Origin of the sequence: Methylobacterium sp. NEAU K (genome assembly GCF_030700285.1) — a bacterium.
Taxonomy (GTDB): Bacteria; Pseudomonadota; Alphaproteobacteria; order Rhizobiales; family Beijerinckiaceae; genus Methylobacterium.
Window position 1 is genome coordinate 92,061 of the sequence record NZ_JAUYZJ010000009.1, and the last position, 25,069, is coordinate 117,129.

Annotated in this window: 26 protein-coding genes; 13 read left to right on the forward strand and 13 right to left on the reverse strand. The window is 72.4% G+C overall.

Going from position 1 to position 25,069, the window contains the following annotated elements:
* Positions 1–35 precede the first annotated feature (35 nt).
* Positions 36–704, forward strand: a complete 669-nt coding sequence (locus tag Q8W67_RS09830; protein WP_305544472.1) for a response regulator transcription factor — start codon at positions 36–38, stop codon at positions 702–704.
* Complete coding sequence (locus Q8W67_RS09835; protein WP_305544475.1) at positions 701–2,044, forward strand: ATP-binding protein; 1,344 nt, start codon at positions 701–703, stop codon at positions 2,042–2,044. The genes Q8W67_RS09830 and Q8W67_RS09835 overlap by 4 nt, the downstream gene beginning before the upstream one ends.
* An 18-nt stretch (positions 2,045–2,062) precedes the next feature.
* Here the strand turns inward: Q8W67_RS09835 and cysC are convergent, their stop codons facing one another.
* The 8 genes from cysC to Q8W67_RS09875 form a co-directional block, all read right to left on the reverse strand.
* On the reverse strand, positions 2,063–2,683 hold the full coding sequence (gene cysC / locus Q8W67_RS09840; protein ID WP_305544693.1) for an adenylyl-sulfate kinase: 621 nt from the start codon (positions 2,681–2,683) through the stop codon (positions 2,063–2,065).
* 26 nt (positions 2,684–2,709) lie between these two features.
* Positions 2,710–3,831, reverse strand: a complete 1,122-nt coding sequence (locus Q8W67_RS09845) for a hypothetical protein (protein WP_305544478.1) — start codon at positions 3,829–3,831, stop codon at positions 2,710–2,712.
* A 376-nt stretch (positions 3,832–4,207) separates the two neighbouring features.
* A complete protein-coding gene (gene metW, locus Q8W67_RS09850; RefSeq protein WP_305544480.1) occupies positions 4,208–4,900 on the reverse strand; it encodes a methionine biosynthesis protein MetW in 693 nt (230 codons plus the stop codon).
* On the reverse strand, positions 4,897–6,102 hold the full coding sequence (locus tag Q8W67_RS09855; protein ID WP_305544483.1) for a homoserine O-acetyltransferase: 1,206 nt from the start codon (positions 6,100–6,102) through the stop codon (positions 4,897–4,899). Before Q8W67_RS09855 ends, metW begins: the two co-directional genes overlap by 4 nt.
* A gap of 184 nt (positions 6,103–6,286) precedes the next feature.
* Positions 6,287–6,478 (reverse strand): hypothetical protein, encoded by a 192-nt coding sequence (locus tag Q8W67_RS09860; protein WP_305544485.1) that lies wholly within the window; start codon positions 6,476–6,478, stop codon positions 6,287–6,289.
* Positions 6,479–6,561: 83 nt separating this feature from the next.
* Entirely contained in the window at positions 6,562–6,804 is a 243-nt protein-coding gene (locus Q8W67_RS09865; protein ID WP_305544488.1) for a hypothetical protein, read from the reverse strand.
* An 18-nt stretch (positions 6,805–6,822) separates the two neighbouring features.
* Positions 6,823–6,990, reverse strand: coding sequence for a hypothetical protein (locus Q8W67_RS09870; RefSeq protein ID WP_305544491.1), 168 nt, complete (start codon positions 6,988–6,990; stop codon positions 6,823–6,825).
* 143 nt (positions 6,991–7,133) lie between these two features.
* Positions 7,134–7,430, reverse strand: coding sequence for a hypothetical protein (locus Q8W67_RS09875; RefSeq protein WP_305544493.1), 297 nt, complete (start codon positions 7,428–7,430; stop codon positions 7,134–7,136).
* Positions 7,431–7,622: 192 nt separating this feature from the next.
* On the opposite strand from Q8W67_RS09875, the gene Q8W67_RS09880 reads away from it, so the two are divergent.
* Both Q8W67_RS09880 and Q8W67_RS09885 read left to right on the forward strand, forming a co-directional pair.
* A complete protein-coding gene (locus tag Q8W67_RS09880; protein WP_305544496.1) occupies positions 7,623–8,738 on the forward strand; it encodes a histidinol-phosphate transaminase in 1,116 nt (371 codons plus the stop codon).
* Between the two features lie 70 nt (positions 8,739–8,808).
* The gene (locus tag Q8W67_RS09885; RefSeq protein WP_305544696.1) at positions 8,809–9,711 is read left to right on the forward strand and encodes a prephenate/arogenate dehydrogenase family protein; all 903 of its coding nucleotides are present in this window, start codon (positions 8,809–8,811) and stop codon (positions 9,709–9,711) included.
* Between the two features lie 71 nt (positions 9,712–9,782).
* On the opposite strand, the gene msrA is transcribed toward Q8W67_RS09885, so the two are convergent.
* Positions 9,783–10,499 carry a peptide-methionine (S)-S-oxide reductase MsrA gene (msrA, locus tag Q8W67_RS09890; RefSeq protein WP_305544499.1) on the reverse strand — a complete coding sequence of 239 codons (717 nt, stop codon included), beginning with the start codon at positions 10,497–10,499 and terminating at the stop codon, positions 9,783–9,785.
* A 156-nt stretch (positions 10,500–10,655) separates the two neighbouring features.
* Between msrA and trpB the strand changes: the two genes are divergently transcribed.
* The gene (gene trpB / locus Q8W67_RS09895; RefSeq protein WP_305544502.1) at positions 10,656–11,897 is read left to right on the forward strand and encodes a tryptophan synthase subunit beta; all 1,242 of its coding nucleotides are present in this window, start codon (positions 10,656–10,658) and stop codon (positions 11,895–11,897) included.
* A 226-nt stretch (positions 11,898–12,123) separates the two neighbouring features.
* Here the strand turns inward: trpB and Q8W67_RS09900 are convergent, their stop codons facing one another.
* Complete coding sequence (locus Q8W67_RS09900; protein ID WP_370693850.1) at positions 12,124–12,642, reverse strand: helix-hairpin-helix domain-containing protein; 519 nt, start codon at positions 12,640–12,642, stop codon at positions 12,124–12,126.
* Between the two features lie 180 nt (positions 12,643–12,822).
* Between Q8W67_RS09900 and Q8W67_RS09905 the strand changes: the two genes are divergently transcribed.
* Positions 12,823–14,667 carry an ABC transporter ATP-binding protein gene (locus tag Q8W67_RS09905; protein WP_305544505.1) on the forward strand — a complete coding sequence of 615 codons (1,845 nt, stop codon included), beginning with the start codon at positions 12,823–12,825 and terminating at the stop codon, positions 14,665–14,667.
* A gap of 286 nt (positions 14,668–14,953) precedes the next feature.
* Positions 14,954–15,862 carry a cell envelope integrity EipB family protein gene (locus Q8W67_RS09910; RefSeq protein WP_305544508.1) on the forward strand — a complete coding sequence of 303 codons (909 nt, stop codon included), beginning with the start codon at positions 14,954–14,956 and terminating at the stop codon, positions 15,860–15,862.
* 113 nt (positions 15,863–15,975) lie between these two features.
* On the opposite strand, the gene Q8W67_RS09915 is transcribed toward Q8W67_RS09910, so the two are convergent.
* Positions 15,976–16,272, reverse strand: a complete 297-nt coding sequence (locus Q8W67_RS09915) for a DUF3572 domain-containing protein (protein WP_305544520.1) — start codon at positions 16,270–16,272, stop codon at positions 15,976–15,978.
* Positions 16,273–16,352: 80 nt separating this feature from the next.
* Here Q8W67_RS09915 and Q8W67_RS09920 point away from each other — a divergent pair, with 80 nt between their 5' ends.
* The 6 genes from Q8W67_RS09920 (at position 16,353) to Q8W67_RS09945 (ending at position 23,134) form a co-directional block, all read left to right on the forward strand.
* Positions 16,353–16,724: a response regulator gene (locus Q8W67_RS09920; protein ID WP_243945167.1), complete on the forward strand. Its 372-nt coding sequence runs from the start codon at positions 16,353–16,355 to the stop codon at positions 16,722–16,724.
* Positions 16,725–16,803: 79 nt separating this feature from the next.
* Positions 16,804–18,177 (forward strand): PleD family two-component system response regulator, encoded by a 1,374-nt coding sequence (locus tag Q8W67_RS09925; protein ID WP_305544527.1) that lies wholly within the window; start codon positions 16,804–16,806, stop codon positions 18,175–18,177.
* A gap of 148 nt (positions 18,178–18,325) precedes the next feature.
* Positions 18,326–19,534 carry a DUF2252 family protein gene (locus Q8W67_RS09930; RefSeq protein ID WP_305544530.1) on the forward strand — a complete coding sequence of 403 codons (1,209 nt, stop codon included), beginning with the start codon at positions 18,326–18,328 and terminating at the stop codon, positions 19,532–19,534.
* A gap of 211 nt (positions 19,535–19,745) precedes the next feature.
* Positions 19,746–20,708 (forward strand): acetyl-CoA carboxylase carboxyltransferase subunit alpha, encoded by a 963-nt coding sequence (locus tag Q8W67_RS09935; protein ID WP_305544533.1) that lies wholly within the window; start codon positions 19,746–19,748, stop codon positions 20,706–20,708.
* Positions 20,705–21,436 (forward strand): DUF1796 family putative cysteine peptidase, encoded by a 732-nt coding sequence (locus tag Q8W67_RS09940; RefSeq protein WP_305544536.1) that lies wholly within the window; start codon positions 20,705–20,707, stop codon positions 21,434–21,436. Before Q8W67_RS09935 ends, Q8W67_RS09940 begins: the two co-directional genes overlap by 4 nt.
* Before the next feature lie 225 nt (positions 21,437–21,661).
* A complete protein-coding gene (locus tag Q8W67_RS09945) occupies positions 21,662–23,134 on the forward strand; it encodes a murein L,D-transpeptidase family protein (protein ID WP_305544539.1) in 1,473 nt (490 codons plus the stop codon).
* Positions 23,135–23,147: 13 nt separating this feature from the next.
* Here Q8W67_RS09945 and Q8W67_RS09950 read toward each other — a convergent pair whose 3' ends face one another.
* Together Q8W67_RS09950 and Q8W67_RS09955 are read right to left on the reverse strand one after the other, a co-directional pair.
* Entirely contained in the window at positions 23,148–23,321 is a 174-nt protein-coding gene (locus tag Q8W67_RS09950; RefSeq protein WP_305544542.1) for a YqaE/Pmp3 family membrane protein, read from the reverse strand.
* Positions 23,322–23,476: 155 nt separating this feature from the next.
* Positions 23,477–25,063 (reverse strand): cytochrome c, encoded by a 1,587-nt coding sequence (locus Q8W67_RS09955; RefSeq protein ID WP_305544545.1) that lies wholly within the window; start codon positions 25,061–25,063, stop codon positions 23,477–23,479.
* Positions 25,064–25,069 lie beyond the last annotated feature (6 nt).

Sequence of the window (25,069 nt, forward strand, 5' to 3'; positions counted from 1 at the left end):
CGGGCCGCGCGGTCGCAGGATTCCAGGAGCGGGCCGTGCGCGTCCTAGTGGTCGAGGACGAGCCGCGCATCGCCGCGGACGTGAAGCGCGGGCTGGAGCTCGCCGGCTACGTCGCCGACGTGGTCTGCGATGGCGAGGCGGCATGGTTCCGCGCCGAGGTCGAGCCCTACGACGCGATGGTGCTGGACCTCGGCCTGCCGCGCCTCGACGGCCTCGGCGTGCTGCGCCGGCTGCGCGCCGCCGAGGTGACGGTGCCGGTGCTGATCCTCACCGCCCGGGACGGCTGGCGCGAGCGCGTCGAGGGCATCGATGCCGGCGCCGACGACTACCTGGTCAAGCCGTTCCGGATGGAGGAGCTGGTCGCCCGCCTGCGGGCGATCCTGCGGCGGACCGCCGGCCACGCCTCGCCGGTGCTCCGGGCCGGCGCGGTCGAACTCGACACCCGCACCCGGGCGGTCAGCGTCGCGGGCCGGCCGACCGAGCTGACCGCCCTCGAATACCGCCTCCTGGCCTTCCTGCTGCACCGGCAGGGGCAGGTCGTGCCGGCGGGCGAGGTGCTCGACCACCTCCACGGGGTCGGGACCGAACGCGAGGCGAATGCCCTTGAGGCGCTGCTGACCCGCCTGCGCCGCAAGCTCGGGCCGGGGGTGATCGAGACCCGGCGCGGCCAGGGCTACCGCGTCCCCGCGGCGGAGGGGACGTGAGGCGCGACTCCCTGCGCCTGCGTCTCGGCCTCGCGGCGGCGGCCCTGATCGCGCTGGCCCTGCTGCTCGCCGGCGCCGGCCTGACGGTGATCCTCGACCGGGTGCTCGACGCGCGCACCGCCGACGAGCTGGACCGGACCGCCAAGCTCATCGCCGGCCGCGTCGGCCTCGCGCCGGACGGCAGCCCGACGGTGTCGCGGGAGCCGCCGGACCCGCGCTTCGCCACCCCCTACGGCGGCCTCTACTGGCAGGTCGAGGCGGGCCCGCACGTCCTGCGGTCGCGCTCGCTCTGGGACAGGCGCCTCGACCTGGGTCAGGCGGCTGCCGGCGGCCAGGCCCCGGCGACCGTGGACGCTACCGGGCCCGACGGGGGCCGGCTGATCGCCATCGCGCGCCCCCTGGAGATCGGGCCGCGCGGCGCCGAGACCGGGCTGCGTGTCATCGTGGCGGAGGACCGGCGCGGCCTGGCGGCGAGCCGGGCGACGTTCCTGCGCCTGCTGATCCCGGCGCTGGCGGCGCTGTTCCTGGTGCTTACCCTCGCCATGTGGCTGTTCGTGCACCGGGCGCTCGCCCCGTTCCGGCTGCTGCAGGAGGATCTCGGCGCGGTCCATGCCGGAACGCGGACCCGGCTGCCGGAGCACTTCCCCGACGAGGTCCGGCCGCTGGTGGCCGACCTCAACCGGCTGCTGGATGCGCAGGAGCGGGCCCTGATCCGGGCCCGGGCCGCAGCGGCCGACATGGCCCACGGGCTGAAGACGCCGCTCGCGGTGCTCGACGCCCTGGCGCGCCGGACCGGATCGGCCGATCCAGGCCTGTCGACCGAGATCGCCGAGCAGGCCCGGGCGATGGGCGGCCAGGTCGAGCGCGCTCTGGCCCGGGCCCGGATCGCCCCGGCCGGCGACCTCCGGCGGCGGGCCTGCCGCATCGCCCCGGTGGCCGAGCGCCTGGTCGCGACCCTGCGCCGGCTGCCGGAGGGCGATTCCCTGGACTGGCAGATCGCCGTGCCGGACGCGTTCGCCTATCCGGGGGAGGAGGGCGAGCTGATGGAGGTGCTGGGCAACCTCCTCGACAATGCCCGCAAGTGGGCACACCGGCGGGTCCGGGTCTCCGGGCGATCCGAGTCCGGGTGCCTGCGGCTCACGGTCGAGGATGACGGCCCCGGCATGAGCGACGCGGCCATCGCGGGCATCGGCCGCGGCCAGCGCTGGGACGAGAGCCGCCCGGGCACCGGCTTCGGCATCGCCATCGCCCGGGACGTGGCCGAGGCCGCGGGCGCGCAGATCACGTTCGGGCGCTCGGAGATGGGCGGGCTGTCGGCCGAACTGAGTTGGCCGGACTGAACCGGCCGACGGGCCGGCTCACCGCCGGGGCTTCGGTGTCCTGCCCTCCATCGGGCGGCTGAGGCGCAGGAGCAACCGGCTCAGCGCCAGGGCGGAATCCTCCGTGGCGCGGTCCTGCGTCGGGATGGTGAGGTCCGGCCGCTCCGGCGCCTCGTAGGGCGCGGATATGCCGGTGAAGCCCTCGATCCGGCCGGCGCGCGCCAGCCGGTACAGGCCCTTCGGGTCGCGGGCCTCGCACAGGCCCAGCGGCGTATCGACGAACACCTCCAGAAACGGGATGTCGGCGGCGATCCGCCGGGCCAGCGCGCGGTCGGCGCGATAGGGCGAGATCAGCGAGACGATCACGATCGAGCCCGCCTCGGCCATCAGCCGGGCGACCTCGGCGGTGCGCCGGACGTTCTCGGACCGGTCCTCCGGCGAGAAGGCGAGGTCGGCGTTGAGTCCGTGGCGCAGGTTGTCGCCGTCGAGGACGGCGCTGTGCCGGCCGCCCGCGATCAGGGTCCGGTCGGCGGCGGCCGCGATGGTGGACTTCCCGGCCCCCGACAGGCCGGTCAGCCACGCGATCACCGGCGCCTGGCCCAGCAATGCCCAACGGTCCTCCCGGGGCTGGAGCCGGTGCCAGGTGATGCCGGTCGGAATTTTCTGCACGACGCCCCTATCCACGCCTAAGGGACACGCCAGGCCGGATAGCCGGCCGCTTCGGCAAGACGCTCCCCGATCCGCTCGAACAGGCCTTCCGCCCGCCGGCGCCATGCGGGCGGCGCCCGGAAGGCGGCGTGCGCCTTCGCGGCCTCCACCAGCGCGCCGACCTGCGCCTCCGTCTCCGGGGCGATCGGGCGCCCGGCGATCTCGTTCGGTGGGGCGGCGGGCGCCCGGGCGACGACCGCGTCCCAGGGCCGGCCCCAGCAGGCGGCGGCAAGGCGCGCGTTCGAGGCGGCGTGGTGGGCCGCGACCCGCGCCAGCGCCTCGGGTGCGTCCCCCCGGAACCGCTCCGCGTCGAGCCCGCGGTCCCAGGCCCAGTGGTCGAGGAAATGGCCGAGCAGCCGCGGATGCCCGATGACCTGCCGGTGGACGCCGAGCCCGCGCAGGCGGCGGGCGGCCTCGACCGCGATCGGGCCCGCGCTCCGGTTCGTCCGGTAGTCCGGGTCGGTGGGGAGAAGGAGCGGGGCGAGGCGAGCGCCGAGGCCGAGGCCGTCGATCAGGCGCGCGAGCAGAGGCGCGTCGGAGCGGCGGTCGCCCAGGGGCAGGGCGACGACCCGCCCGTCGGCGGCCTGTCGCCAGGGTTCGAGCCGGGCCGCGTAATCGTAGCGCCCCGAGAACCCCTCGTGCCGCACGAAGTCGCGGAAGGTCCGGGCCTCCCCGAGAACCTGCGCGCGCAGGGCGTAGGCGGAGGCCAGCTGCTCGCCCTGCGGCTTGACCACGAGCGCCACCTCCAGGGCGAAGCCGTGGCGCGCGAAGGTCTCGCGCAGGATGGCGGGGACCTGCCAGCGCGGCCGCTGCACGGCGAAGTCCTCGTAGGAGAGGATGACCGTATCGGCCTGCGTGCCGGCCAGGACCGCGTCCAGGCGCGCGAGGCCGTCCCGGCGCTCCGCGGCCGGACGGCGCCGGTCCAGCGCCTGGCCGAGGCGATGATGGTTGACGTCGCTGCTCTCCGGGGAGCCCGGCGGGGCGAGCTTCGGATAGCAGATCCCGACCGACGGGAGCTGCGGCCGCAGGCGGGCCAGCACCTCCTGGAACGAGGTCGAGCCGGTCCGCGGCATCCCGATGTGAACGATCGCGCGTCGCACGTTTGCTGATGCCCTGGATGGATCCTGCGATCTCGGCAAGTCTTTCGCCCGGCAGATCACAGTCCAAAGCCGCAGCCTGGACGAGCTTGTCTGGGGCGATAGCCGAGCAGATCCGTAATCACGACCCGATCACGGGATCGCGATCAGAAATAGCCAAGCTTGGTTTCTATTCTATTTCTGGATGATCTCGGCGAGCGGGAGCGCCGGACTGCGCGCGGTCGCCGCTCAAAATGCCGCGCCCTGCGTTGACGTCCGGGCGACCCCTCCGTCCCGGCGCCGGCAGCGACGGCCCCGGGGCAGGCCGGTCCCGAACGAGCCCTCCCCGGAGCGGGAACCCGCGCCTCGCCTGGCGCCGCGCGGACGACGGCTCCGCGCCCTATTCCGGCTCCCGCCGGAGCAGGAACACCCCTTGCGCGCCGAACAGGTTCCACACCCACCAGGGCATCGAGAAGCGCATCGGCCGGCCGCGGGCGTCGAGCGCAGCGGCGGTCTCGATCCGGGCGCCGATGAGGCGGCACAGGCCGACGAAGTCGCGGATGGTGCAGTGGTGGATGTTGGGCGTCTCCCACCAGGCATCCGGCATGATCTCGGTGACCGGCATGCGGCCCCGCAGGGCCAGCTCGGTCCGGACCCGCCAATGCCCGAAATTCGGGAACGAGATGATCACCTGCCGGCCGATGCGCAGCAGGTGCTCCAGCACGATCCGGGGATTGCGGGTCGCCTGGATGGTCTGGGACAGCACGACCACGTCGAAGGCGTCGTCCGGGTAGTTGGCGAGGTCGGTGTCGGCGTCGCCCTGGATCACCGAGAGGCCCCGGGCCAGGCAGGCATTGACCCCGTCCCGGGACAGTTCGATCCCGCGGCCGTCGATGCCGCGCCGGTCGCGCAGGAGCGCCAGCAGCGAGCCGTCGCCGCAGCCGATGTCGAGGACGCGCGCGCCGGCCGGCACGAGGCCGAGCACCACGATGTGGTCGACGCGCGCGCCGCCGCCCTCGGCGGTGTGGGGCAGGGCGTCGGCGGTCTCCCACGGCACGCCGTGCGCGGACTTGTTCAGGGCCGAGCCCGTCACAGGCCGCGCGCCCGGGCGGCGGCGTCGATGAAGCCGCGGGCGGCGGAGAACATCGCCGGTTCGTCGAGCAGAAAGGCGTCGTGGCCCTTGTCGGTCTCGACCTCCACGAAGGCGACCGGCGCGGCCGCGGCGTTCAGCGCGTGCACGATCACCCGCGAATCGGCCGTGGGGAACAGCCAGTCCGACGTGAAGGAGATCACGCAGAAGCGGGTCTTGGTCCCCCGGAAGGCGTTGGCGAGCACGCCGCCATGGTCCTCGGCGAGGTCGAAATAGTCCATCGCCCGGGTCAGGTAGAGATACGCGTTGGCGTCGAACCGCTCGACGAAGCTCAGGCCCTGATGGCGCAGATAGCTCTCGATCTGGAAATCGGCGTTGAACGAGAAGGTCGGCGCCGAGCCGCCCTGGAAGCGCCGGCCGAACTTCCGGTGCAGCGCCGGCTCCGACAGGTAGGTGATGTGCGCGCCCATCCGGGCGACGCCGAGGCCCTTGGAAGGCCGGGTGCCCTCCTCGAGGTAGCGCCCGTCGGCCCAGGCCGGGTCGGCCATGATCGCCTGCCGGCCGACCTCGTGGAAGGCGATGTTCTGCGCGGAGTGCCTGGCGCCCGTCGCGATCGGCATCGCGGCGAAGACGCGCTCGGGATAGAGCGCGGCCCATTGCAGCACCTGCATGCCGCCCATCGAGCCGCCGATGCACAGGAACAGGTCGCGGATGCCGAGCCGCTCGAGCAGCATCGCCTGGGCGCGGACCATGTCGCGGATCGTCACGAGCGGGAAGTTCAGCCCGTAGGGCCGCCCCGTCGCCGGGTCGATCGAGGCCGGGCCGGTGGAGCCCATGCAGGAGCCGATCACGTTCGAGCAGACGACGAAGTAGCGGTCGGTGTCGACCGGCTTGCCGGGGCCGACCAGCGTCTCCCACCAGCCGGGCTTGCCGGTGACCGGATGGGTGTGGGCGAAATGCTGGTCGCCGGTCAGCGCGTGGCAGATCAGCACCGCGTTGGAGCGCGCGGCGTTGAGGGTGCCGGCGGTCTGGTAGGCGATCTGGAAGGGCGCCAGCTCGACGCCGGCATCGGTCAGGAGCGGCTCGTCCAGGCCGAAGCGCATGACCGGGCTCTTCGGGTCGAGCGCCTGCGACGGCTCGGATGCGCGCCGGGCCGGCTCATCGATCGGGTCCGGCCGCAGGGCGGTGTCCGGTTGGCTGTCCATGGCGGGTCTAGACGACCGTGTGTCGGCGATCCCGGTCCGAACCGGAGAGCACGGTGCCGCCTGATGGGCCGCACTCGCCCGGCGCGGCCAGCGAAGACGGGAGGTAATGCTCCGGGCCGCGAGCGTCAACGCACGCGGCCGGCGCAGGGCGCCCCGTTCGGCGTCCCGGCCGGGACCGATCGGCTCACACGCCGTCGCGGCGCCCGGCCGGGTCCGTCGGCGCGGCGGGCCCCGGCGCGGCGGACGCTTCGGTCGGCAGCGCCGAGGCGGCCACCTCGCAAACGGCCTGGGCCGGCACGGCTTGCATCACCACCTCGAACGCGGCGTGCGCCGCCGCGGCCGCGCCGTCCAGAATCACGCCGAAGATCGCGTCCATGGTCTGCCTCCCTGTCCCGATGACGAAGGCCTACCGTGAACGGCCGAGCTCCACGGTGCGAAGGGGCACGCGCGCCGGGGGCCTCACACGGTCGGGGCGGCCATGAGCGCCAGTCCCAGCGCGGGAAGGCCGAGGGCCAGAGCCGCGCGGGCATCCAGCCGGTCGGCGTGGACGCCGGAACGCCAGTGCCGGCTCGCCATGCTCTCGATGCTGAGCCCGGTCAGGACGAGCGCGCAGCCGACGATCGCCTGGATCGAAACCATGAAGACCTCGCCGCGCCCGCCGCGCACCCGCCGCGGCCCTGGATCACGGCTGGGGAAATCCACGCGGGACCTGCCGGTTCCTCAGCGGATCGCGGCCGCGCAGGCGAAGAACACCAAGGCCGCACCGGCCGCGGTGATGCACCCGTTCGACCAGGGCGCTGCGTCGACGCGGCGGAGGCGGAAATCCGCGGCGACCGAGGTGAGGATCCCGATCAGGAACAGGCTGCAGGGGATCAGGTCACCGGGCATCGTCGATCCGTCGAGGTGGACGCGGGGCGCGACGCGCCCGACGCGGCCCCTTCTCCGGGATCAACAGGCCGAAACGTGGCGAGTGCCCCGCGGCATTTGCGCATCGCCGTCTGGCCGCGCCGCGCGCAGTCCGACCTTAGGGATCAGAGCTTGGCCGGAGCTGGCCCCGCCTCGAAATCCTCCGGCCCCATGTCGAGGAGGTCGTTCGGCGTCTCGGTCTGGTCGTAGGCCCGGCTGGCGGCCGCCTCGATCGCCGCCTGGTTGCGGGCGAACAGGTCCAGGGGGGCGATGTCGGCCCCGGCGCCGAAGTGCCGGCGCAGCACCGGGATCGGCACGTCGATGCCGATCACCCGCTCGCCGTTCGTCATCGCGAAGCGGATCAGGCTTTCGTCGGCGGGCAGGATATGGGCGCCGCCGCCCAGGTAGCGTTCGAGGGGCATGGGATCCGTCCTTGTCGCGTCGGGATCCAGGAAAGATAGCGACGGCCCGCGTGGCAACCAGTGCGTGTCCCGTGCCGGCGGCAGCCGCCCCGGGGCGCGGCGGCGCAGGCCCCTGCGGCTTCACCGGCGGAGGAAATGCTGTAGACGGACGCGGGAAGCCAAACCCTGCCCGCGCATCCGAGTCGCACACGCATGTCCGCCCCCTCCCTCGCCCGCCCGGAACCGCGCCCCGGCGTCCTGGCGATCGACACCTACGTGCCCGGCAAGAGCGGGCGCCCCGGCGCCGGCAAGGTCTACAAGCTCTCGTCCAACGAGACGCCGCTCGGCCCGAGCCCGGCCGCGCTCGCGGCGCTGCACGAGGCCACCGCCAAGCTGGAGACCTACCCGGATGGGCGGGCGACGGTGCTGCGCACGGCCATCGCCCGGCGCTACGGGCTCGATCCCGAGCGGATCGTCTGCGGCGCGGGTTCGGACGAGCTGCTCTCCCTGCTGGCCTACGCGTATTGCGGGCCGGGGGCCGAGGGCATCTATTCGGAGCACGGGTTCCTGGTCTACCGGATCGCGATCCTGGCCTCGGGCGGCACGCCCGTGGTGGCGCCGGAGCAGGACCTGACCGTCGACGTCGACGCCATTCTGGCCCGGGTCACCGAGCGCACCCGGATCGTCTATGTCACCAACCCGAACAACCCGACCGGCACCTACCTGCCGTTCGACGAGATCCGCCGCCTGCATGCGGGCCTGCCGCCGCACGTGCTGCTGGTGATCGACGGCGCCTATGCCGAGTACGTGCGGGCGAACGACTACTCGGCCGGCCTGGAACTGGCCCTCGAGGCCGAGAACGTCGTGATGACCCGGACCTTCTCGAAGATCCACGGGCTCGCCGCCGTGCGGATCGGCTGGATGGTGGCGCCGGTCCACGTGGCCGACGCGGTCAACCGGATCCGCGGGCCGTTCAACGTCTCGGGGCCGGCGATCGCGGCGGGCTCGGCCGCCATCGCCGACGAGGCCCACATGGCGGCGGCCGCGGCCCACAACGCGGAGTGGCTGCCGAAGCTCACCGAGGGCGCGCGCGCCCTGGGGCTGACGGTGACGCCGAGCGTGGCGAACTTCGTGCTGGTCCACTTCCCCGACGCGCCGGGCCGCTCGGCGGCCGACGCCGATGCCTTCCTCACCGAGCGCGGCTTGATCACGCGCCGCGTCGCCGCCTACGGGCTGCCGAACGCCCTGCGGGTGACGGTGGCGGGCGCCGAGGCCAACACCGCTTTCCTGGCCGCGCTCGGCGACTTCGTGCGGGGCTCCCATGCCTGAAGCGCCCTTGCCTGACGTACCCTTGCCTGAAGCCTCCTTGCCTGAGACCGGAACCCCGCCCGTCGGCCGGATGGCCATCGTCGGCCTCGGGCTGATCGGCTCCTCGATCGCCCGGGCCGCCCGGCGCTACGGGCTCGCCCGGGAGATCGTCGCGGTGGACCGGGACGCGGCCGTGCGCGCCCGGGTCGCGGAGCTCGGCATCGCCGATGTCGTCACCGGCGACCCGGCGGAGGGCGCGGCCGGCACCGACCTGGTGATCCTGTGCGTGCCGGTGGGCGCCATCGGCGCGGCCGCGGCCGAGATGGCCCCTTATCTCAAGCCCGGCGCGATCCTGTCGGATGTCGGCTCGGTCAAGGGTGCGGTGGTGGCGGCGATCCGGCCGCACCTGCCCGAGGGCGTCGCCCTGGTCCCGGGCCACCCGATCGCCGGCACCGAGTTCTCCGGTCCGGATGCCGGGTTCGCGACCCTGTTCACCGGCCGCTGGTGCATCCTGACGCCGCCCGAGGGCACGGATCCGGACGCGGTGGCGCGGGTGCGGGCCCTGTGGGAGGGAATGGGCGCCAACGTCGAGACCATGAGCGCGGAGCACCACGACCACGTTCTGGCGATCACCAGCCACCTGCCGCACCTGATCGCCTACAACATCGTCGGCACCGCCGCCGACCTGGAATCGGCGACCCAGTCCGAGGTGATCAAGTTCTCGGCGAGCGGCTTTCGCGACTTCACCCGCATCGCCGCTTCCGACCCGACCATGTGGCGCGACATCTTCCTCAACAACCGCGACGCGGTGCTGGAGATGCTCGGCCGGTTCAACGAGGACCTCTCGGCGCTCGCCAAGGCGGTGCGCTGGGGCGACGGCGACGCGCTGCACGCGATGTTCACCCGCACCCGGGCGATCCGGCGCAGCATCGTGGCCTTGGGCCAGGAGACCGCGGCGCCCGATTTCGGCCGTCCGCGGCCGCCGGAGGAATAGGGAACCGCGACATCTCTCGAGAGGCTCGTCCGCCGGGTGGCGGCCACGCTGTCGTCTCGGGCCGCCCCGGCTCAGGCCGGCGGCCGGTTGACCAGGACCGGTTCCGGCGTCGCGCGCTCCGGGAACAGGCGCATCAGGGCGTCGAGCTTCGGTGCGTCGTTGGCGGCGATGTAGGGGTGGTCCGGGTGCAGCGCCAGGAAATCCTGGTGGTAGCTTTCAGCCGGGTAGAACGAAGCCTCCGGCTCGATCCGGGTGGCAATCGGCCGCGCATAGGTCTTCGCCGCGTCGAGCTGGGCGATGTAGGCGCGGGCCACCTGCGCCTGCCCGGCGTCCCGGGGGAACAGGGCCGAGCGGTACTGCCGCCCCTGGTCCGGACCTTGGCGGTCCACCTGGGTCGGATCGAGCGCCACCGAGAAGAAGATCCGCAGCAGCTCGTCGTAGCGGATCACGGCCGGGTCGTAGGTGACCTCCACGGCCTCGGCATGGCCGGTCCCGCCGCCGCTGACGGTGCGGTAATCCGCGTCGGCGCGGGCGCCGCCGGCATAGCCCGAGACCGCGCCGCTCACCCCGCGCACGTGCTGGAACACCCCCTGGACGCCCCAGAAGCAGCCTCCCGCGAAGATCGCGACATGGTGACCCGGTGCCTCGCTCGACCGGGTCGCGGCCTCCGGCAGGCGTCGCGGGGCCGCCTCGGCGAAGGCCGGCAGGCGTGGCATGAGGACGGCCGCCGCGAGGCCGAGCCCCAGGGCAGCCCCGAAAATCGGGCGGATCAGGTCGCGACGAGCCATGCCATCCTCCTGCGAGACGCGCGCGCCTCGATGTGACAGACCTTTCGCCGTCTGGTGCGATCCGGTTACGTGGGCGGGAGGCCGCATTGCGGCGGCGCCCGCATGGGTCTACGCACCCGGCAACAGATCGAACTCCGCGCGCGCAGGATCCGTCCCGTGACCATCGCCCCCGAACCGAACTCCTTCCGCACCGGCCCCGACGAGCGCGGCCGCTTCGGCATCTTCGGCGGCCGCTTCGTGGCCGAGACGCTGATGCCGATGATCCTCGAGCTGGAGGCGGCCTACGAGGCCGCGAAGGTGGATCCGGCCTTCGCGGCTGACATGGCGAGCTACGGCACGCACTACATCGGCCGGCCGAGCCCGCTCTACTACGCCGAGCGGCTGACCGAGTACTTGCGCGCCAAGGCGCCGGCCGGGCAAGGCGCCAAGGTCTATTTCAAGCGCGAGGAGCTGAACCATACCGGCTCCCACAAGGTGAACAACGTGCTGGGCCAGATCCTGCTGGCCCGCCGCATGGGCAAGCCGCGGATCATCGCCGAGACCGGCGCCGGCCAGCACGGCGTCGCCACCGCGACGCTCTGCGCCCGCTTCGGCCTGAAATGCGTGGTCTACATGGGCGCGGTCGACGTCGCCCGGCAGGCGCCCAACGTCTTCCGGATGAAGATGCTCGGCGCCGAGGTGATCCCGGTGGAATCCGGCACCCGGACCCTCAAGGACGCGATGAACGAGGCCCTGCGCGACTGGGTCACCAACGTCGCCGACACGTTCTACTGCATCGGCACCGTGGCCGGCCCGCATCCGTATCCGGCCATGGTCCGCGACTTCCAGTCGGTGATCGGGCGCGAGACCCGGGAGCAGATGATCGCCCAGGAGGGCCGCCTCCCCGATTCGCTCATCGCCTGCATCGGCGGCGGCTCCAACGCCATGGGCCTGTTCCACCCGTTCCTGGACGACCGCGAGGTCGAGATCTTCGGGGTCGAGGCGGCGGGCCACGGGGTGCATTCCGGCTTTCACGCGGCCTCGCTCACCGGCGGCAAGCCCGGGGTGCTGCACGGCAACCGCACCTACCTGCTCATGGACGCGGACGGACAGATCTCCGACGCGCACTCGATCTCGGCCGGTCTCGACTATCCCGGCATCGGCCCGGAGCACGCCTGGCTGCACGAGATGGGTCGCGTGACCTACATCTCGGCGACGGACACCGAAGCCCTCGAGGCGTTCAAGCTCTGCTCGATGCTGGAGGGCATCATCCCGGCGCTGGAGCCGGCCCACGCCCTCTCCAAGGTGCTGGAGCTGGCGCCGCAGCGCCCGGCCGACCACCTGATGGTGCTCAATCTCTGCGGTCGCGGCGACAAGGACATCCCGCAGGTCGCGGAGATCTTCGGCACGAAGCTCTGAACGCGGCGTCTCACCGCCCGCGGCCTGGATCCGCGGCGCGCCGCGGCGATGAGGAACACCGATCGGGCGGGGCCGCAACGGGTGCCAGACATGACACGGTGTCCTTCCGGGGCCGCGAAGCGGAGCCCGGATCCGGATCCAACGGCAGTTCAAGGTCTTGCGCTGACGGCCGGAATCCAAAACATCGCAGACGCGGCTTGTCTGCGATGAGCCCATCGCTCCGAGCTCAGCGCACTGTGACCTGATCCTTGATCCGGTCGTAGACGGCCCGGCTGAGGACGCGCTTCGACAGGAGCTGCTCCACCGACGTGTAGGGCCGCTTGGCGACGATCGCCCGGCCGATCGCGCCGCCGCCCCGCAGCTTGTTGAGGTCGGAGACCGAGGCGGTGTTCAGGTCGAGGATGGCGAACGCCCGCGGGCCGGTCGCGTCCTCGGCCCGGTCGACCTCGGCCTGCCCCTGCTGGACCGGGGCCTCGGGGGCGACCGGCTCGGGCGGGAAGGCGAGGGCATCGGCCGGCATCTGCTGCGCCGGGCCGGGGGGCGCCCCCGCGCCCTCGGGCGGGGCGGCCGGCTGGGGCGCCGGCTCCGGAGCCGGCTCGGCCGGTGCCGGCGGGGCGGCCTCCGGCGGAGGCGGCTCGGCCGAGCGACGGCTTGCGGGCGCCTCGGCCTGCGGCGCGGGCACGGGCGCCGGGCTCGGCAGCATGTACTGGACCAGCGCCGCGAGTACGCCGGCAATGATCAGCAAGACGGAAATTCGCACGATTGCAGGGCCGCTGAGCACGCACCACTCGACGATGAAATTCACTATAAGGTCTGAGAATATGCTCTCCCCACCCGCCGGCCAACCGGCCGGCGAGGCCGCGGGCCGGTGGGCCGGCGCCGTCAACAGGCGATCGCGTGAAGGCCGGCCCGGAACGCGGGTGCGATGACCGGCCTGACGCCCCGCCTCGGCGAGCGCCTCGGGGCGCTCCGCTACCTCCCGGCCCTGTTCCGCGAGATCGCCGCCGCGAGCCCCCGCCTGCTCGCCGCGAGCTTGGGGCTGCGCCTGGTGGCGGCCTGCCTGCCGATCCTGTCGCTGTACCTCGCCAAGCTGATCCTCGACGGCATCGTGGCCGAGCACGCGCACCCGGCGCCGGGGGCGGGGTTCGCGGACTGGCTCGCCGATCCCGGGCGGGCACGGCTCGCCGGGCTGGTGGCCGCCGAACTCGGCCTCGCCCTGCTCTCCGACCTCACCGGCCGCCTCGCGAGCCTGACCGAGACCCTGATCGGCGACCTCTACGCCAACGCGGCCTCCCTGCGGCTGATGGAGCACGCCGCCTCCCTCGACCTCGCGCAGTTCGAGGACAGCGCGCAGCAGGACCGGCTGGAACGGGCGCGCCGGCAGGTCAGCGGGCGCACCGGGCTGATCGGCACGGTGTTCGGACAGTTCCAGGCGTTGCTGACCCTGGCTTCGCTCACCGCCGGCGTGGCCGCCTTCACGCCCTGGCTGGTGGTGCTGATCGCCGCCGCCCTGGTGCCGGCCCTGCTCAACGAGTGGCACTTCACCAAGGCCGGCTATCGCCTCGCCTGGATCCGCAGCCCCGAGCGGCGGCGGATCGACTACCTGCGCTACCTCGGCGCCAGCGTGGAGACCGCCAAGGAGGTGAAGCTCTTCGGCCTCTCGGGCTACATCACCGCGCTCTACGCCGACCTCGCCGGCAAGCTGCTGGCGGAGAATCGCGGCCTCGCCGCAGCCCGGGCGCGCTGGGGCTTCGCCTTCGCGAGCCTCGGCACGCTCGCCTATTACGCCGCCTACGCGGTAATCGTCTGGCGCACGGTGGCCGGGTCGTTCTCGATCGGCGATCTCGCCTTCCTGGCCGGCGCCTTCCAGCGCCTGCGCGGCGGCATCGAGGGGCTGCTGCTCGGCCTCACCCAGATCACCGGCCAGGCGCAGTACCTCGACGACTTCTTCTCGTTCTTCGCGATCCGCCCGCAGATCCGCGCGCCGGCACGGCCCGTGCCGGTGCCGAGCCCGATCCGGGAGGGCCTCGTGTTCGAGGATGTCGGCTACCGCTATCCCGGGACGGAGACCTGGGCTCTGCGCGGCCTGTCCTTCGCGGTGCGGGCCGGGGAGACCGTGGCGCTGGTCGGCGGCAACGGCGCCGGCAAGACCACGATCGTCAAGCTGATGACCCGGCTCTACGACCCCCACGAGGGCCGGGTCCTCCTCGACGGCCTGCCGCTCGGGGCCTACGACCTCGACGCGCTCCGGGCCCGGGTCGGGGCGATCTTCCAGGATTTCGTCCGCTTCGACCTGACCGCCGGCGAGAACGTCGCGGTCGGGCGGATCGGGGCCGCCGGGGACGAGGACCGCATCGCCGCCGCCGCCGCCCGGGGGCTCGCCGCACCGGTGATCGAGCGCCTGCCCCTGCGCTACGCCCAGCCGCTCGGCAAGCGCTTCGCGGGCGGCCTCGATCTCTCGGGGGGCGAGTGGCAGAAGGTCGCCCTGTCCCGGGCCTACATGCGCGAGGCCGAAATCCTGATCCTCGACGAGCCGACCGCTGCCCTCGACGCAAGGGCCGAGCACGACGTCTTCGCGCGGTTCCGGGAGCTGTCGGCGGGGCGCACGGCGGTGCTGATCTCGCACCGCTTCTCCACGGTGCGCATGGCCGACCGCATCCTCGTCCTGGAGGGCGGCCGGGTGCTGGAGGCGGGCAGCCACGCCGCCCTGATGGATCGGGGCGGGCGCTACGCCGAGCTGTTCACCCTGCAGGCCGAGGGCTACCGGTGAGCTGCGCCCGGAGCGAGACGGTCCGGCGGATCCCGGCCCTGCGGCCGCCAGCCCGGTGGAACGCGGGTCTGGGCCTCCCGTGCGGACGCGGACGATCCGAAGCCCGATGCGCCGAGCCGGGACGCCGCCGCTTTCGGGACGGCCGAGACCGTCGTAGACAGGGAGCGGAAAACGCGGCACGCTTGCACGGAGCCGGGCCCGATGGCGTATGCCGGCCGCGGCGCGGCCCGAGGATCGCCCGTTTCCCGTGGCCTGCTACCTGCCGCACGCTGAACCGGAATTGTCCATGCGCCTGCGCCTTTCGCGTCTCCTGACGGCCGGCCTTCTCGTCTCAGCGTGGGGCGCGAACGCGGCACCCGCCGTGCCCGAGCCCTCCGACGCCAAGCCGCAGGCCCAGGCGCCCGAGATCGTGCTGGCCAACCACCGGGCCGTCTACGACCTGTCGCTCGCCGAGGGCGGCGGCACCCGCTCGGTGGAGAGCGCCCGCGGACGGATCGTGATCGATTTCCGGGGAGATGCCTGCCGCGGCTATACCATGCTGACCCGGCAGGTGACGGAACTCTCCTCCGGCGAGACCGGCCCGCGCCTGTCCGACATGCGCAGCACCACCTTCGAGGGCGGCAAGGGCCGCGAGTTCCGGTTCAAGACGACGACGCTAACCAACAACCAGCCCGCCGCCCCCGTGGACGGCACCGCCTCGGAGCAGGGCGACGCCCTGACGGTGAAGCTGAAGGGCGGGGCCAAGCCGTTCACCGTGGACGGGCCGGTGCTGTTCCCGAGCGAGCACATGCGCCACTTGATCGAGGCGGCGCGGGCCGGCCAGTCGACCGTCTCCGCCAAGGTGTTCGACGGCTCCGACGACGGCCGGAAGATCTACGACACGTTCGCGGTGATCGGCCACACCGAGACCGGGCTCGCCCCGGCTTCCGGCTCCGGCCGCGACAAGCCCCTGCGCGACGGCGCACTCGCCGGCATGCCGCACTGGCCTGTGCGCCTGAGCTACTACACGGCCGGGGAGGGGGAGCGGACCCCGATCTACACCCTCGGCTTCGACCTCTACGAGAACGGGGTCAGCGGCGCGCTCAAGCTCGATTACGGCGATTTCGCCATCCTGGGCGACATGACCGCCCTCGACATCGACGCGCAGGCCGGCCGGGCCGCCGCGAAGGATGGCGACAAAGGTTGTACGCCCTGAGGGCGGGCAGTTCCGAAACCGCCGCGTCATTCCGGACCCGCTGACGGTTCGAGGTTTTGCGCCGTCGGCGGCTCCGGGATGACGAGGCGGGTGACGAGACGTCGGTTATCGGCTCACGCCCAGTCATCCTCCGGCTGCGGCGACAGCCTGCGCCACGCCTCGGCGATCCGCTCCGGCTTGACCGCGAGCGCCCCCGCGCAGGCGACGAGCACGTTCTCGTCGCCCATCACGTGGTCGAGCACGCCCGCCAGGAAGGCCGGCTCCCGGGCGCTCTCACGCAGGGTGTCGGGGCCCAGCCCGCTCGCCGCCAGGAAGGGCAGGAGGCGGTCCTCCTCGGCGGCGATCCACAGCAGAACGTCGAGGGCGAGCCGTTGCGCGGATTCATCCCCTTGAAGAGGTTTGCCATTCATCAACATGTGATCGCTACAAAGGTGATGGAGGGGCTTCACCGCCCGCTAATCATGATCGGCGCGCACCGGGACATCGGATCATGAAAAAGACGGTGCTGATCGTCGAGGACAACGAACTGAACATGAAGCTGTTCAACGACCTCTTGGAGGCGAACGGCTACGCGACCCTCAAGACCGCCCACGGAATCGAGGCGATCGAGCTGGCCCGCGCGCATCATCCCGACCTGATCCTCATGGACATCCAGCTCCCCGAGGTCTCCGGCCTGGAGGTGACCAAATGGCTCAAGGAGGACGACGACCTCAAGGACATTCCGGTCATCGCCATCACGGCCTTCGCCATGAAGGGGGACGAGGAGCGGATCCGCGAAGGCGGCTGCGAGGCCTATCTGTCGAAGCCCATCTCGGTCGCGAAGTTTTTGGCAACGGTTCGCGCGTATCTTGAGCCGCGGTGACGCCGCAGAGGCGCGCCCTTAGCGGCGCACGGCCGACCCGCCCGGGCGGGGCCGCGAAACCGCGCGTCAGCGAGGAACCATGTCGGCCCGCGTCCTGATCGTCGACGATCTCTTCCCGAACGTGAAGCTTCTGGAGACGAAGCTCGGGCTGGAATATTTCGATACCCTCGCGGCCATGAACGGCCGGGACGCGATCGCGATCTGCGAGAAGGGCCTGTGCGACCTGGTCCTGCTCGACGTGATGATGCCCGGCATGGACGGGTTCGAGGTCTGCCGCTACCTCAAGAACAATCCGATCACCGCCCACATCCCGGTGGTGATGGTCACGGCCCTCGACCAGCCCTCCGACCGGCTGCGCGGCCTCGACGCGGGCGCCGACGACTTCCTGACCAAGCCGGTGGACGACACCGCCCTGTTCAGCCGCGTGCGCAGCCTCGTGCGCCTCAAGGCGGTCACCGACGAATTGCGCCAGCGGGCGCTGGCGTCGCGCGAGTTCGGCATCGGCGATCCCCTGGCGCTCGCCACCGCGGAGACCGGCCTCGACGCCCGGATCCTCCTGATCGAGGATCGCCCCGGATCGGCCGAGCGCATGGCCGGGGCCCTGCGCCAGCATCACGCGGTCACGATCGAGCCCGACCCGCAGGCGGGCATCGGCCTGGCGGCCGAGGGCGCCTTCGACCTCGCCCTGGTCAGCCTCAATCTCGAAGCGTTCGACGGGCTGCGCCTGTGCAGCCAGCTCCGCTCGCTCGACAGCACCCGCGCCATGCCGCTGATCATGCTGGCGGAGGAGCACGACCGGACCCGGGTTGTGCGCGGCCTCGATTTCGGCGTCCACGATTTCCTGATGCGCCCGGTCGACCGCAACGAGCTGATGGCCCGGGTCCGCACCCAGGTGAAGCGCAAGCGCTTCTCGGACGCGCTGCGGGGCGCCATGCAGGCCTCCCTGCAGATGGCCGTGACCGACGCGCTCACCGGCCTGCACAACCGGCGCTACCTCGACAACCATCTCGGCGCCCTCTTCGCCGACGAGGCCGCCCGGCGGCCGGTGCTGGCCGCGCTGATCCTCGACATCGACCACTTCAAGGGCATCAACGACAGCTTCGGCCACGAGGCCGGCGACGAGGTGCTGCGCACCTTCGCCGAGCGGGTCCGCCAGCACACGCGCCCCGTCGACATCGTGGCGCGCTACGGCGGCGAGGAGGTGGTGGTGGTCCTTCCGGAGGCGGGCCTGGCCGAGGCGCAGAGCATCGCCGAGCGCATCCGCGAGCGCGTCGAGGCGGTGCCGTTCTCGGTGCAGCGCGCAACCCGGGCGATCCCCGTCACGGTCTCGATCGGGGTGGCGGTGCGGCACCCGGAGGATACGGGTCCCGGCGACATGCTCAAGCGGGCCGACATCGCCCTCTACCGCGCCAAGGCCGCGGGCCGGAACCGCGTCGAGCCGCAGGCGGCCTGAGCGGCGGCGCCGGGCAGGCCGCCTGCGTCGAAATGCTCATGCCTGTTTAAGGATGAAAATCTAAGGTCGCCGCCGCCGACGTCCGCAGATGCGGACGTGGGCGCCCGTTTCCACCCGGATCGGGCTCGGCAAGGATCGGACGACGCGGATGGATATGCAGGTGCCGGCTCGGTCCGGGCGCGAGGCGAGCGTGCTGGAGCACCGCCGCCTGTGCAAGATCGCCTCGTCGCCGCACGCCTATGTCCGCGGCACCACGGCGCACTTCTACGAGCTGATCGCCGGCATGCCGAAGGACGCCCTGCCCGAGGGGCCGCCGGTCTGGATCTGCGGCGATGCGCATCTCGGCAATCTCGGCGCCGTGGCCGGCCCGGACGGGCGGATCGACATCCAGATCCGCGATCTCGACCAGACCGTCGTATCGAACCCGGCCTTCGACCTCGTCCGGCTGGCGCTGTCCCTGGTCACCGCCGCCCTGAACGCGACCCTGCCCGGCATCGTGACCGCCCGGATGATGGACGCCATGGCGGTGGGCTACGCGGACGGGATCGCCGACCCGGAGGACGCCGAGCGGGACATCGCGGAATCCGACATCGTCGCCACGACGCGCCGGCGCGCGCTCGGCCGGCGCTGGCGCCACCTGTCCCGGGAGCGGCTGAAGGGCAAGGTCGGCCGCCTGCCGCGCGGCGACCGGTTCTTCGACCTCGACGACGACGAGCAGGAGGCCTTCACGGCGCTCAGCCGCGACCCGGAGGTGCACCGGCTCGTCCTGGCGCTGGGCGGCGCGGAGGCGGGGGGCAAGGTCCGGCTGCTGGACGCCGCCTACTGGATCAAGGGCTGCAGCTCGCTCGGCCGGCTGCGCTATGCCGGCCTCGTGGCGATCGGAGGCGGGGCGCGTCCGCATCTCGCGCTCCTCGACGTGAAGGAGGCGGTGCCCCACCTCGCCCCGGCCGCCCCGAGGGCCGACATGCCGGACGACCACGCCCGGCGGGTCCTGGCCGGTGCCCGCGCCCTGTCGCCGAATCTCGGCCAGCGCATGGTCGCGGCCGATTTCCGGGGCACGCCCGTCACGGTCCGCGAGCTGATGCCCCAGGACCTCAAGATCGACGCCGAGCAGTTCTCCCGCGGGGAGGCGGTGCGCGTGTCGGGCCACCTCGCCGCCATCCTCGGGCGGGCCCACGGCCGCCAGATGACCGAGGCCGACCGCCGCGCCTGGAGCGTGACCGTGCGCGCGCCCGGCCCGGGTCCCGATGCGCCCGGCTGGCTCTGGTCCGTGGTCACCGCGCTGATGGGGGCCCATCAGCGCGGCTACCTGGAGCATTGCCGCCGGATCGCCCAGGAGGATCTGGCGGCGGCCTGAGCGGCGGGCGGGCGCCGCGGTCCCGCGGGTCCCGCGCATGGCGCCCCCGCGACGCGCGCAACAGGGACCGGGAAATCGCGGCCGCGCGGCCGCCGACCGGAGGCGGCGCGACGGCCGTTCAAGACAGTCGCCGGTTGACACCACCCGCGCCATCGCCAACACCTCGCGCCCGCCGCTCCGGAGCGGCGAACCCGGGAAGACCTGTGACACGATGGCGGTGACGCGCACCTACCTCGACTTCGAGAAGCCGGTTGCCGAGCTGGAGGCCAAGCTCGAGGAATTGCGGGCCGTGGGCGAGCGCGACGGCGCGGTCTCGATCTCCGAGGAGGTCGGTCGGCTGGAGGCCAAGGCCGGCCACGCGCTCGCCGAGATCTACGCGAGCCTCAGCCCCTGGCAGAAGACCCAGGTGGCGCGCCACCCGCAGCGCCCGCATTTCGTCGATTACTGCGCCGGGCTGATCACCGAGTTCACCCCGCTCGCCGGCGACCGCAGCTTCGGCGAGGACGAGGCGATCCTGGGCGGCTTCGGCCGCTTCCGCGGGCGCCCGGTCCTTGTGCTCGGGCAGGAGAAGGGCGCCACCACGGAGGCGCGGCTGCGCCACAATTTCGGGATGGCCCGCCCCGAGGGCTACCGCAAGGCGGTCCGGCTGATGGAGACCGCGGACCGGTTCGGCCTGCCGGTGATCGCCTTCGTGGACACGGCCGGCGCCTATCCGGGCATCGAGGCGGAGGAGCGCGGCCAGGCCGAGGCCATCGCCCGCTCCACCGAGGCGTGCCTCGCGCTCGGCGTGCCCAACGTCGCCGTGGTGATCGGGGAGGGCGGCTCGGGGGGCGCGATCGCGCTCGCCACCGCCAACCGGGTCCTGATGCTGGAGCACGCGATCTACGGGGTGATCTCGCCGGAGGGCGCCGCCTCGATCCTGTGGCGCGACCAGGGCCGGGCCCACGAGGCCGCCACCGCCATGAAGATCACCGCCCAGGACCTGTTGCGCCTCGGCGTCATCGACGCGATCGTCCCGGAGGCCACCGGGGGCGCGCATCGCGACCGGGAGGCGGCGATCCGGTCCGCGGGCGACGCCATCGCCGATTCGCTCGCCCTGTTCGAGGGCCTGAGCGCGCTCGAGATCCGCGACCGGCGCGCCGAGAAGTTCCTCGCGATCGGCCGGACCCTGTGAGCACCCCCGGCGCGACCGGGGGCCTGCTGGGCGCCCTCGGGCGGCTGCTCAAGCGCGGCGACGCCCGGGAGCCCGGCGGCCACAACCACGTCTCGCTCGGCTGCAATTGCCAGATGGCGCACGTGCTCAAGACCCTGGACCTGCGCCACTGGTCCGGCCCGCTCGACTGGATCTTCTCGATGCCCGGCATGGTCCGGGACTGCCTCGAGGACGATTTCGCCGCGCTCACCGACCGGGGCGAGCTGGAGAGCATCCCGGAGACGGAGCGGCGCGGACCCGACATCTGGCGCGGCCGCCACCGCCTCTACCGCGAGCGCCACGGGCTGGAATGCGTGTTCAACCACCACGACCCGGCGACGAGCGAGGCGGATTACGCCTTCCTGACCGAGGGCGTGCGCCGCCTGCGCAAGGCGCTGGACACGCCGGGCACCGACAACCGCCTGTGGATGATGACCCATCTGCACACGCCGCGGACCATGGTCGAGGCGATCGACGACCTGCTCGGGCGCCGGGCGAGCCGCAACCACCTGACCTTCCTGCAACTCGAGCCTGAGCATCCGCGGGTGTCGCTGGTGGAGGCAACCGACCTCCGGCCGAGCCTGCGCTGGCTCACCGTGCGCACCCGATCGGCCCCGGTGGGGCTGCGGCTCGCCGACCCGGCCGAGGACGCCCAGCTCGTGGAGATCATCCGCACCGAAGCGAGCCGCCGGCCGGCCCTGTTCGGCTGAGCGGGCGCGGGATGCATGCCGCCCCGGCTGAGCGTCCGGACCGCCCCGCGGGCGGGACGATCCATCGAAACCTGCACCGATCCACCGGTGAGAGCGGTGCAGTGTTGCAGCCGGGACCTTGCGGTAACAAAGGCGCAAGCTTAACGACGCTATTGGGTTGGGGAGTGGCGCCCGAGGTCGGCTATTAAAAGGCCGCCGGGCGCGCGTAGGACGACGAGGTTCCCCATGACGGCGCGTCTCGCGACTGCGCGTATGCTGGCGGCCGCTTCCCTGCTGGCCCTCTCGCTGGCCGCCTGCCAGGACGGCTCCGGCATCAACGGCCCGACCGCGCGCAGCATCGCGCCGATCGCACCCCAGACCCTTGCGCTGATGCAGACCAAGGGCATGCAGCAATCCGACCCGATCCTGATCCGCGCCTACAAGAAGGAAGCGGAGATGGAGGTCTGGAAGAAGGGCGGCGACGGGCGCTACGCCCTGCTCAAGACCTACCCGATCTGCCGCTGGTCCGGCCAGCTCGGCCCCAAGGTCCGCGAGGGCGACCGGCAGGCGCCGGAGGGGTTCTACACGATCACCCCGGGCCTGATGAACCCGAACTCGTCCTACTACCTCTCGTTCGATACCGGCTTCCCCAACGCCGTCGACCGGGCCAACGGGCGCAGCGGCAAGTACCTGATGGTGCACGGCACCTGCTCGTCGGCGGGCTGCTTCGCCATGACCGACGCCACCATCGCGGAGATCTACGCGGTGGCGCGCGAGGCGTTCATCGGCGGCCAGCGCAGCTTCCAGTTCCAGTCCTACCCGTTCCGGATGACGGCCCAGAACATGGCCAAGTTCCGCAACGACCCGAACATGCCGTTCTGGGAGAACCTCAAGGAGGGCTCGGATTATTTCGAGGCCCTGCGCGAGGAGCCGAAGGTCGGCCAGTGCGGGACCAAGTACGTCTTCGGCGGCTCCGACGCCGCCGCCGGCTCGTGCAAGCCGCGGGTCGACCCGGTGGTGGCCGAGAAGCGCGAGCGCGACGCACGCGAGGTGGCGGAGCTCGTCGCCAAGGGCACGCCCGCCGTGCGGGTTGTCTACCAGGATGGCGGCCAGAACCCGGTCTTCCGCCCGCAGAACGCCAGTGCCTTCGCGAGCCTCGGCGGCACCGAGACGGTGCTGCCCTACGATGCCAAGGAGTACGGGCGGCACAATCTGGGCGACGTGAGCCGCCCGGAGACCCTGGCGGCGGGCCCGCAGGAGATCGAGGTCGGTCCGAAGGGGCAGACCACGATGATGGCCGGCGCCGAGCCGGCGATCCCCGGCAAGGCGGCGGCCGCAAGGGCTGCGGGCAAGGCGAACGGCCCCAGGGAGCCGTCCAAGCCCGCCGCCACGACCCTCATGGCGAATCGGGCCGAGCCCGAGCTCCGGGTCGAGACCACCGCTTCGCTCTCCGAGAAGCCCGCCCGGATCGCCGTGGCCGATGCCGAGGGCGATCCGAGCAGCTACCAGAAGCTGCTCGGCAAGCTGTTCGCCAAGGATGCCCCGCCGGCCCCCGCGACCCCGGCGGCGGACGCCGCGATCGCGCCCGAGCCGGCCAGGAGCGCGCATGCCGCGGAGCCGGCCGGCACGAAGCCGAGCGCCAAGCCCCACGCCGTGAAGACCGCCAAGGTGGAGCCGAAGGCCGCCCTCAGGAAGGGCGAGCCCGAGGCCAGGCCGTAAGCCGGCCGCCCGCTCAGAGCAGGGGCCGGTCGCGGTTCATGAGCCACAGCGCATGGACGGTGCCCGGCAGCCAGCCGAGGACCCACAGCAGGATGTTGAGAAGGAACTGCAGGCCGAAGCCCGTGGTGACGAGCACCGCGACCGGCGGGATGAAGATCGCGAGCAGGATGCGGACGAGGCTGGACACGGGAACTCCGGGGCTGGGCGTCTGAGCGAGTCCGGGCTCAAACGAAGCTCGGCCTTGTCCGTTCCCGCAGACCTGCGGTGCGGGTCGGGAACGGCATCGCGGTTGCTGCGATACGCTGCGTGATTCCGGGGCGCCGCAGGCGCGCCCCGAACCCCTCAGTTCTTCGTCGGCGGCGTGATGGCGGCGGGCAGGTTCACCGCCTGCTTCTCCGGGTGCTTAACCTGGCTGTAGGCGACGTTGGCGAAGGTGCCGATCACCGCCGGCCAGCTCGGGCTCGCGTATTGCGGGTCGTCGCGGCCGACCTTGCAGAAGGCCGTGGTCAGCGCGTTGACGACGTCGTCGTCGGAGGCGCCCGTGGGAATCGCCTTCACCTGCTGCACCACCCGGGCGAGCGTCGGCACGAAGTCCTGCTGCTTCAGCCCCGTCAGGGTCGCGGCGACCCCGGCTTGGTCGAACGCGGCCTTGAGCTTGTCCTGCTCGATCTCCGCGCAGGGCGCCGTGCCGGACAGCATGGTCTTGGTGGCGGCGCGCGCCTCGGAGGCCTTGTCGCCGGTCAGCGGCGGGGCCTTGTTGCCCCAGGAATTGCGGATGTAGTCGGTGACGTTCTTCACCTCGACGTCGCTCATCTGCTGGCCGATCGCCACCATCGGGGCGAGGCCGCTCTGGGCGCCGAGGCCGCCGTAGATCACCCGCAGCACCGTCTCGGGGCCCTCCGACATCACCGAGGTGTTGCCGGCCAGCGCCGGCACCGCGCCCTCGATGCCCTTGCCGTCGGGCTGGTGGCAGGAGGAGCAGTAGGTCAGGTAGGTCGAGGCGCCGGGCGCGTCCGGCGTGTCGAAGGCGGTGAGGTCCTTGGGCTTGTAGGTCTGCTTGGCGGGAACCGTGCGCAGGTAGGCCACCATCGCCTTCAGGTCCTCCTCCTTCACCTGGGAGAGGGATTCCATGATGGTCTGGCGCATCGGGCCGGCCGCGACGCCGGGGCGATCGCCCGGGGCGGTGCCGGTCTTGAGGTAGGTCACCACCTGCTCGTCGGTCCAGGCGCCGATGCCCTGGTGGCCGTCCGGGGTGATGTTGGGGGCGTACCAGCCGTCGATCACGCCGCCGCCGAACCGGCCGGCGAAGCTCGAATTGCCCACCAGCTTGTTCTCGTTGTGGCACATGGCGCAGTGCCCGAGCCCCTCCACCAGGTAGCCGCCGCGGTTCACCTCGGCGCTGGCGTTGGGGTCGGGCTTGAAGCGCGCGTCGGTGAAGAAGGCCGTGCGCCAGGTCACCAGCGCGGTGCGGACGCTGAACGGGAACGGGATCTGGCTCTCCCGGCGCTTCTCGTTCACAGCCGGGATCGACTGCAGGTAGGCCCAGATCGCCTGCGTGTCCTCGTCGCTGACCTTGGTGTACCAGCCGAACGGGAAAGCCGGGTACAGGTAGCCGACATGCTTGCTGTAGCCCTGCCGGAACGACTTCTCGAAATCGGCGTAGCTGTAGTCGCCGAGCCCGGTCTCCTTGTCGGGTGTGAGGTTGGGGGTCATGATCACGCCGAACGGCATGTTCAGCGCGTAGTTGCCGGCGAGGTACTTGCCGCCCGGCGCCGTGTGGCAGGCGGCGCAGTCGCCCATGGTCACGAGGTACTTGCCGCGCTCCACCGCACTGCCGCCATCCTGCGCCAGGGCCGGAGCCGACAGCAGGAGACCTGCCAGCAGCGGGACCGCGGCGCGGCCGGGCGAGAGGGCATTCGTGCGCTGCATTGCGAC

Bases quoted from the DNA above. Each gene is read 5' to 3' on its own strand.
- Q8W67_RS09880 (WP_305544496.1), top strand. From the start codon at position 7,623: ATGTCCGCCCCCTCCCTCGCCCGCCCGGAACCGCGCCCCGGCGTCCTG.
- Q8W67_RS09870 (WP_305544491.1), bottom strand. From the start codon at position 6,990: ATGCCCGGTGACCTGATCCCCTGCAGCCTGTTCCTGATCGGGATCCTC.
- Q8W67_RS09875 (WP_305544493.1), bottom strand. From the start codon at position 7,430: ATGCCCCTCGAACGCTACCTGGGCGGCGGCGCCCATATCCTGCCCGCC.
- Q8W67_RS09885 (WP_305544696.1), top strand. From the start codon at position 8,809: ATGGCCATCGTCGGCCTCGGGCTGATCGGCTCCTCGATCGCCCGGGCC.
- Q8W67_RS09925 (WP_305544527.1), top strand. From the start codon at position 16,804: ATGTCGGCCCGCGTCCTGATCGTCGACGATCTCTTCCCGAACGTGAAG.
- Q8W67_RS09915 (WP_305544520.1), bottom strand. From the start codon at position 16,272: ATGAATGGCAAACCTCTTCAAGGGGATGAATCCGCGCAACGGCTCGCC.
- Q8W67_RS09935 (WP_305544533.1), top strand. From the start codon at position 19,746: ATGGCGGTGACGCGCACCTACCTCGACTTCGAGAAGCCGGTTGCCGAG.
- Q8W67_RS09920 (WP_243945167.1), top strand. From the start codon at position 16,353: ATGAAAAAGACGGTGCTGATCGTCGAGGACAACGAACTGAACATGAAG.
- Q8W67_RS09855 (WP_305544483.1), bottom strand. From the start codon at position 6,102: ATGGACAGCCAACCGGACACCGCCCTGCGGCCGGACCCGATCGATGAG.
- Q8W67_RS09930 (WP_305544530.1), top strand. From the start codon at position 18,326: ATGGATATGCAGGTGCCGGCTCGGTCCGGGCGCGAGGCGAGCGTGCTG.
- Q8W67_RS09860 (WP_305544485.1), bottom strand. From the start codon at position 6,478: ATGGACGCGATCTTCGGCGTGATTCTGGACGGCGCGGCCGCGGCGGCG.
- Q8W67_RS09945 (WP_305544539.1), top strand. From the start codon at position 21,662: ATGACGGCGCGTCTCGCGACTGCGCGTATGCTGGCGGCCGCTTCCCTG.
- Q8W67_RS09910 (WP_305544508.1), top strand. From the start codon at position 14,954: ATGCGCCTGCGCCTTTCGCGTCTCCTGACGGCCGGCCTTCTCGTCTCA.
- Q8W67_RS09905 (WP_305544505.1), top strand. From the start codon at position 12,823: ATGACCGGCCTGACGCCCCGCCTCGGCGAGCGCCTCGGGGCGCTCCGC.
- msrA (WP_305544499.1), bottom strand. From the start codon at position 10,499: ATGGCTCGTCGCGACCTGATCCGCCCGATTTTCGGGGCTGCCCTGGGG.
- Q8W67_RS09955 (WP_305544545.1), bottom strand. From the start codon at position 25,063: ATGCAGCGCACGAATGCCCTCTCGCCCGGCCGCGCCGCGGTCCCGCTG.